Genomic DNA, 5,389 nt, shown 5'->3' on the forward strand with positions numbered 1-5,389 from the left:
GCCTGTCCGTCACCCGGTACGACTAGGTTCGCTGTCAAGGAAGCCGAAGCGACTGGGTTCGCTGTCAAACGCCTCGATTGGATGACACCGGACAGACAAGGCGTACGACTCCCGCAGTAACCGCTCCTACCTGCGCAGGCGCGGGATCAAGGCAGTGATCTTGCGGCAGGATCTCATGCCCCGTCCCGCGCGCCCAGCGCGTCAGGCCTCGTCGTCCTGGCCGTCGTCTTCGTGCAGGCGCTGGTCGAGGTCGCTCACCCAGCGTTGGGCCCAGGCGCGAAGCTCGGCCGTCTCGTCCTCGGTGAGGCCGTAGGCGGCGAACTCCTCGTCGTCGGCCCAGTCCGCGCCGGCGAGGCGGTCGCGGAGGTCTTGGAGACGGAACTCGTCGCGACCGTGCCGCCTGCCGAGGCGCTCCAGCTCGTTGGTGGTGCGGTGGCGTGAGGCCGCGTGAACGTCGATGAAGTCGCGGACGGCGCCGCGGTCGGCCAGGGCGCGGACCTTGGTTCCGATGACGGAGTCGAAGGCGAGGACCGGCCCGTACTCGCTCTGGGTAGGCGGCGTCCAAAAGTGCTCCTTGAGGACGTCCACCTCGCACTCCTCGCCGGTGTTCGGATCGGCGGCCATCAACCGGGCCGAGAGAGCATCCACGTCGACCACGCACACCTGCCAGCCCCGCGCAGCCAGGCCCTGCTCCAGGCTCGCGACGATCTCTGCCATCGGAGCCGGGTTCTCGGTGGCGACGTCGAGGTCCTGGCTGAGCCGCTCGACCAGGCCGTGGGCCTGGACGGCGTACCCGCCGGTGATCACCAGGGGGTACGGGGCACCGATGTCGATGACGGCGGCCAGAAGCCGCCTGTGCAGGTCGCTCAGTTTCACGCGGCGGCGGACCCCGCGGTCGCCAGCTCGGGGAAGGCTTCCTCCCAGACCTGCCGCAGGTGCCTGCTGATCAGGGTGCGCAGGACGGGCCACTGTGCCAGGAGCAGGTCACGGTTCAGTAGGGTGACGAGGTCTTCGTGCTGCCCTTCGGCCAAGACGGTGCGGTACAGGCCCATGCGCAGGCGCGGGCGGTCCAGGTCGTAGGCGCGCAGTCCGGACCAGGCCACGTGCAGCGGCAGCTCGACCACGCCGTGCCGCGGACCTGCGAGTTTCTCCAGCGAGGCGGGCAGCCGGCCCGCATACCGAGCGTGCAGCACCTCGGCGGCCGAAGGTGCCGCGCTGCCGGAAGAGAGCATGACCATGACCCGATTATCCCGCGTCGCGCCCGTCACCGGTACCGCAGACGCGGCACACCGCCCCGTCGGCTACACCACCTACCGCGATCGTGGCTATCCCGCCTGCCCGGCCTCGGCATCTCCCGACGCGCGCCGTGCGTCGTGGGGACTCGGCGTGGACACCGACCCCGTCCACGAGAACAGCGTCAAGCGGAACGTCCTCGGCGCCGGGGACGGCCCGGTACACCGAAGCCGGGGTACGTGCCTCCGGCAGGCGGGACCCCGCACCGCCTTGCCCAGTCTCGGAGAACCCAGCCCATCGGCCGCCTCCACGACGACGCCGACGACGAGTACGCAGACATCCCGCAGCAGCCACCATTGCCCTCGGCCCGTGCCGTCACGTCCGCGACCCGCACATCAACACCGACCTGCCCAGCTGTCCGCCCACGACGCGCGACACCGTGATGGACACCTCCCGGCGTGCGCAAGGGACATCGAGCAGGCCGCCGCGTACGGGCTGGCCGACGCAGCCAAGGAGTTCACCGACCGTGGCTTGGTCGTCGACCTGGTCGGCCGCGACCTCGACAAGGACGTCGTCGACCGCTGACGCAGTCTGCACGCGAGAGGGTGCCCCCAGCCATCGGAGCTGGCTGCGGGCGCCCTTCGTCTTTTAGACCGTATGTGGTGAGGTGGACGAGCCGCTTGTAGCAGCAGAGGGTGGCGGCGAGGACGAGAAAGGCCAGGTAGTTGCGGGGATGGCGTTCATAGCGGTGGTTGAGCCGGCGGTAGCCGGTGAGCCAGGACATGGTCCGTTCGATCACCCACCCACCGGCGTCGTCCGAGTCGCTCTGAGGACTCGACGCCCTTGCGGGCGATGCGGACGCCGATCCTCTTGCCGCGGAGCCATCTGCGCAGGTGAGGAATGTCGTAGGCCTTGTCGGCGTGGAGGCGTTGGGGTATGAAGTGGCGGCCGCGGTGGGGCCGTGTCTCGTTTGGTGGCCCATGGTCATGGGCTTCAGCGCGAGGCTGTCGTGGGTGGTGGCGGCGGTGACCCCGACGCGTAGGGGCAGTCCGTTCGTGTCGGTCAGGACATGCATTTTGGAACCGGTCTTACCCCGGTCCACGGGGCTCGGACCTGCAAGTTCGCCCCTTTTTTTTAAGGGCTGTCCCGGAATCTGGCGCCGGGCCGAGGCGCGACTCACCGCATCAGCCGCATCGTCCGAGCCACGCAAACCCTGCTGACTGCGACCATTCAGGGCCAAAGAGGTTCGTTGCACCGCTCCTGGCGGCGGCCAACCACACCGGCCTACGGTGCCGCCCACCGCCAGACGATGCCCTCGGTCGAGCACCGCAGCTCGAAGTATCTCAACAATCAGGCAGAAAACTCCCATATCCCCACACGAGAGCGCGAGCGGCGCATGAAGGGCTTCCGGCACACCGGCACCGCCCAGAGATTCCTGGCCTCCTTCTCCCGGATCTCACCTCACTTCCGCCCCCGCCGCCACCGGATGACCGCTTCCGCCAACCGCACCGAGATGACCAACCGCTTCACCATCTGGTACCAGATCACCGGCACCACACTCTGGCCACGACCACCTGCACCAGACACCGCCCACACCACCGGCATGCCCCAACTGACCTACCACATAAGCAACTTGACAGCACCTCGCGGACACCTCCGCACCGCTTAACTTCGAAGACCCAGATACCGGCGGGTGCCCGGACACGACGCGGTTGCGGGCCCGGGCCGGACGCAGGGTCCGTGATGCCGGCTCCACCGTCGTGCAGCCGCTCGTGACCTGGGCCTGTCCTGGCCGGTGGTGATGGACGCCTTCCGCGCCGCAGCCGCGACGGTGACCGAGGCACCGCTGCCCCAGGTCGGGGTGCTGGGCATCGACGAGACCCGCCGCGGCCGCACCCGCTGGGAACAGGACCCCGGCACCGGAGGAGCTGACGCGGGATCGCCGACATACCGGGTTCGTCGACGCGCTCGGCACCGGGGGCCTGCTCGGCCAGGTCGAGGGCCGCAGCGCCGCCGATGTCCTGGCCTGGCTGTCCGGCACCCCCTGGCCTGGCGAAAGAACATCCGCTACGTCGCCATCGACATGTCGCCCACCTCCCGGGCCGCCATCCACTGGACGTGAAGCTCCGGCGGACATGGGTGATCTTGGTCGAGAACCCGCCTACCAGGAACTTCGTCGTTGCGTAAAGACCTTGAGCATCAACGGCCCGACATCGCAGTCACGTCGGAAAAGGCTCAGTGGACCTGCGCCACCAGCCCGTCCAGTTGATCCGAAGCCGGCCGTCGTAACGTTCCAGCTCAACGGCCCTGTCTCGGGTAGCTTCCTGACGTCTTCACAACCGTCACGCCACCGAGCGGGGCCGCCCTCATGATCAAGCAGAGCCGGACCGAGAACCTCGTGAATAGGCCTCTGGCTGTCATGAGCGATGGAGCGTCCGTGCAGGAGTCTGCCGGTGAGGGCATGGGCCCAAAAAAGGGGGAACTGGGAACTGGCCTGGGCAGGTTCTGAGCGGCTCACGGGCCAGGCTTTACTGCCATAGGCTGACGCTGTACACCCCTGACTTGGTGGATTGCAGGGGCCAGCCACCCCGTGTATCGCACACCAGCCTAGTGTCGACCTTGGGGTCGATATTGGTGCTGGTATTGGTACCGGTATCCCGGTATCGGGCAGGCGTGTTCGGCATAATGTTGCTAAACACCGTTCCTGAGGGGTCCGTATAAATACACTGATGAATGTTCAAGATTCGCTGGTCAAGGTCGACATTGAATACACTCGAGTACAACGGCAAATGTACCGAATGGGATGTACCTGCATCGCAGCCGGGGATGGCGGGCTCTCCTCCGGAGGTGGTTGTGCGGGTGTTATACGGCGTGTTACCCGTATTCGGCATGATGTTCGTAAGGTAGCGGCCCGTGGCGGGGAAGTGGTATACGCACTGATTGATGTTCAGGTATCGGTTATTCGGATCCGTCAAATTCACGCTGAACACGGCGTTGTCGATAGCGCTAAGAAACCAGCCGCCGCCCCCAGGCCCACATATCGGAGAGGTTTCCTGCGTGTCGGAGACGTTGGTGCCGGTATTGAACTCCGCGTCAGCCGTTTTCGGTAGGATGTTCGTATAATAGTTGCCCTCAGCGCCTTTATATACACACTGGTGAATGTTGAGATAGCGCCCCTTGGGAAGGGGCGGAAGGGGCGCTGCAACGCCGTCCGCCACGGCGGGAGCGGCCGAGGCGCCCGCCACGGCCACACAAGCCACGGCCACGCTCCAGAACTTTCGGGCGAATCCTGTAGATACCATGAGAGCCATGCGAGATCTCCTTAACCATCCGGCCGGAAAGACCGACTATCGAATCCGGGGTGTTCGCGCTAGGGAAGGTGATACGTATTCTTTACTGCGGCGATTTCATCGGCATTCGGCACGGTCGGCGCACATTCTCGCATGCTCTTGAACATGAGCGACGTGCAGTCGCTCCTGTCGTATGAGTGCGGCAGTCCGAGGGCGTGGCCGATCTCGTGGGCTACCACTGAAATCGATTGGTCTGATGTATAAGTTCCGTCCATGAGCTTTGTGCCCAGACGAATGGGAGTGTTGCAAACACCGGCGGTGCAATAGCCCAAATCTGCCTGGGCGGCGGCAGCAGCGTTTACACCCGTAGCGCCAGTGAAAAATAGACTACTATTTTTCCCCGCAACCCCAAAGGTGATAAGGTCGTAACCGAGTGCGTTGTTCCAGTTGTTGATTGCGGTCTGCACGACACCAAACGTGGGGAGGTTGACCCCGGTTGAAACATCGAATCTGATTTGAGGCAAACTGGTGCCAGGGATCAGGTCCAAGGGTGTAACTTCGGCTGAGCTTGGGGAGGCTACGGCCATCTGCAAACCGCATGCCAGAGCCACTGCGGCTGCCGTGGAAAGGAAACGCTTCTTCATTATTACCATGACTTTCTCCCAATCAACGCCTCTGCGGCCCTGTACAATAATCTAGGGACAGATGTCGAAATTTAAAGGTATGCCGATCATCCTCTCGGCCGTTGCCCGCTTCCGAAAAGCCCCGCAGTGAGCCTTTTCAGCGGTGAGTCTCCAGAGTGAGGATGGCTCTGGCGATTGACGTGAGGTTGTTCGGGCTGATCCGGGCTTTGCGGAGGATGCGCC

The 5,389-nt window shown here is 64.7% G+C and carries 5 protein-coding genes and 2 pseudogenes; 2 read left to right on the forward strand and 5 right to left on the reverse strand.

Annotated features, from left to right (window positions below; all coding sequences use genetic code 11):
- Positions 1 to 201: 201 nt before the first annotated feature.
- Positions 202 to 876, reverse strand: a complete 675-nt coding sequence (locus tag ABZX75_RS33720; protein ID WP_355417893.1) for a nucleotidyl transferase AbiEii/AbiGii toxin family protein — start codon at positions 874 to 876, stop codon at positions 202 to 204.
- Positions 873 to 1,238, reverse strand: coding sequence for a hypothetical protein (locus tag ABZX75_RS33725; RefSeq protein WP_355417896.1), 366 nt, complete (start codon positions 1,236 to 1,238; stop codon positions 873 to 875). The genes ABZX75_RS33720 and ABZX75_RS33725 overlap by 4 nt, the downstream gene beginning before the upstream one ends.
- Before the next feature lie 364 nt (positions 1,239 to 1,602).
- Between ABZX75_RS33725 and ABZX75_RS33730 the strand changes: the two genes are divergently transcribed.
- Positions 1,603 to 1,818, forward strand: coding sequence for a hypothetical protein (locus ABZX75_RS33730; RefSeq protein WP_355417905.1), 216 nt, complete (start codon positions 1,603 to 1,605; stop codon positions 1,816 to 1,818).
- A 73-nt stretch (positions 1,819 to 1,891) separates the two neighbouring features.
- Here the strand turns inward: ABZX75_RS33730 and ABZX75_RS33735 are convergent.
- Positions 1,892 to 2,368 (reverse strand): annotated as a pseudogene (locus ABZX75_RS33735) (IS5 family transposase); the annotation flags it as partial.
- 147 nt (positions 2,369 to 2,515) lie between these two features.
- Here ABZX75_RS33735 and ABZX75_RS33740 point away from each other — a divergent pair.
- Positions 2,516 to 2,761: pseudogene (locus ABZX75_RS33740) on the forward strand (DDE-type integrase/transposase/recombinase); the annotation flags it as partial.
- Positions 2,762 to 3,761: 1,000 nt separating this feature from the next.
- On the opposite strand, the gene ABZX75_RS33745 reads toward ABZX75_RS33740, so the two are convergent.
- Both ABZX75_RS33745 and ABZX75_RS33750 read right to left on the reverse strand, forming a co-directional pair.
- On the reverse strand, positions 3,762 to 4,544 hold the full coding sequence (locus ABZX75_RS33745; RefSeq protein ID WP_355417899.1) for a hypothetical protein: 783 nt from the start codon (positions 4,542 to 4,544) through the stop codon (positions 3,762 to 3,764).
- Positions 4,545 to 4,603: 59 nt separating this feature from the next.
- Positions 4,604 to 5,167 (reverse strand): M57 family metalloprotease, encoded by a 564-nt coding sequence (locus ABZX75_RS33750; RefSeq protein WP_355417902.1) that lies wholly within the window; start codon positions 5,165 to 5,167, stop codon positions 4,604 to 4,606.
- Positions 5,168 to 5,389 lie beyond the last annotated feature (222 nt).

This window comes from Streptomyces sp. NPDC003038, from assembly GCF_040611115.1.
In the GTDB taxonomy this organism is placed as follows: domain Bacteria; phylum Actinomycetota; class Actinomycetes; order Streptomycetales; family Streptomycetaceae; genus Streptomyces.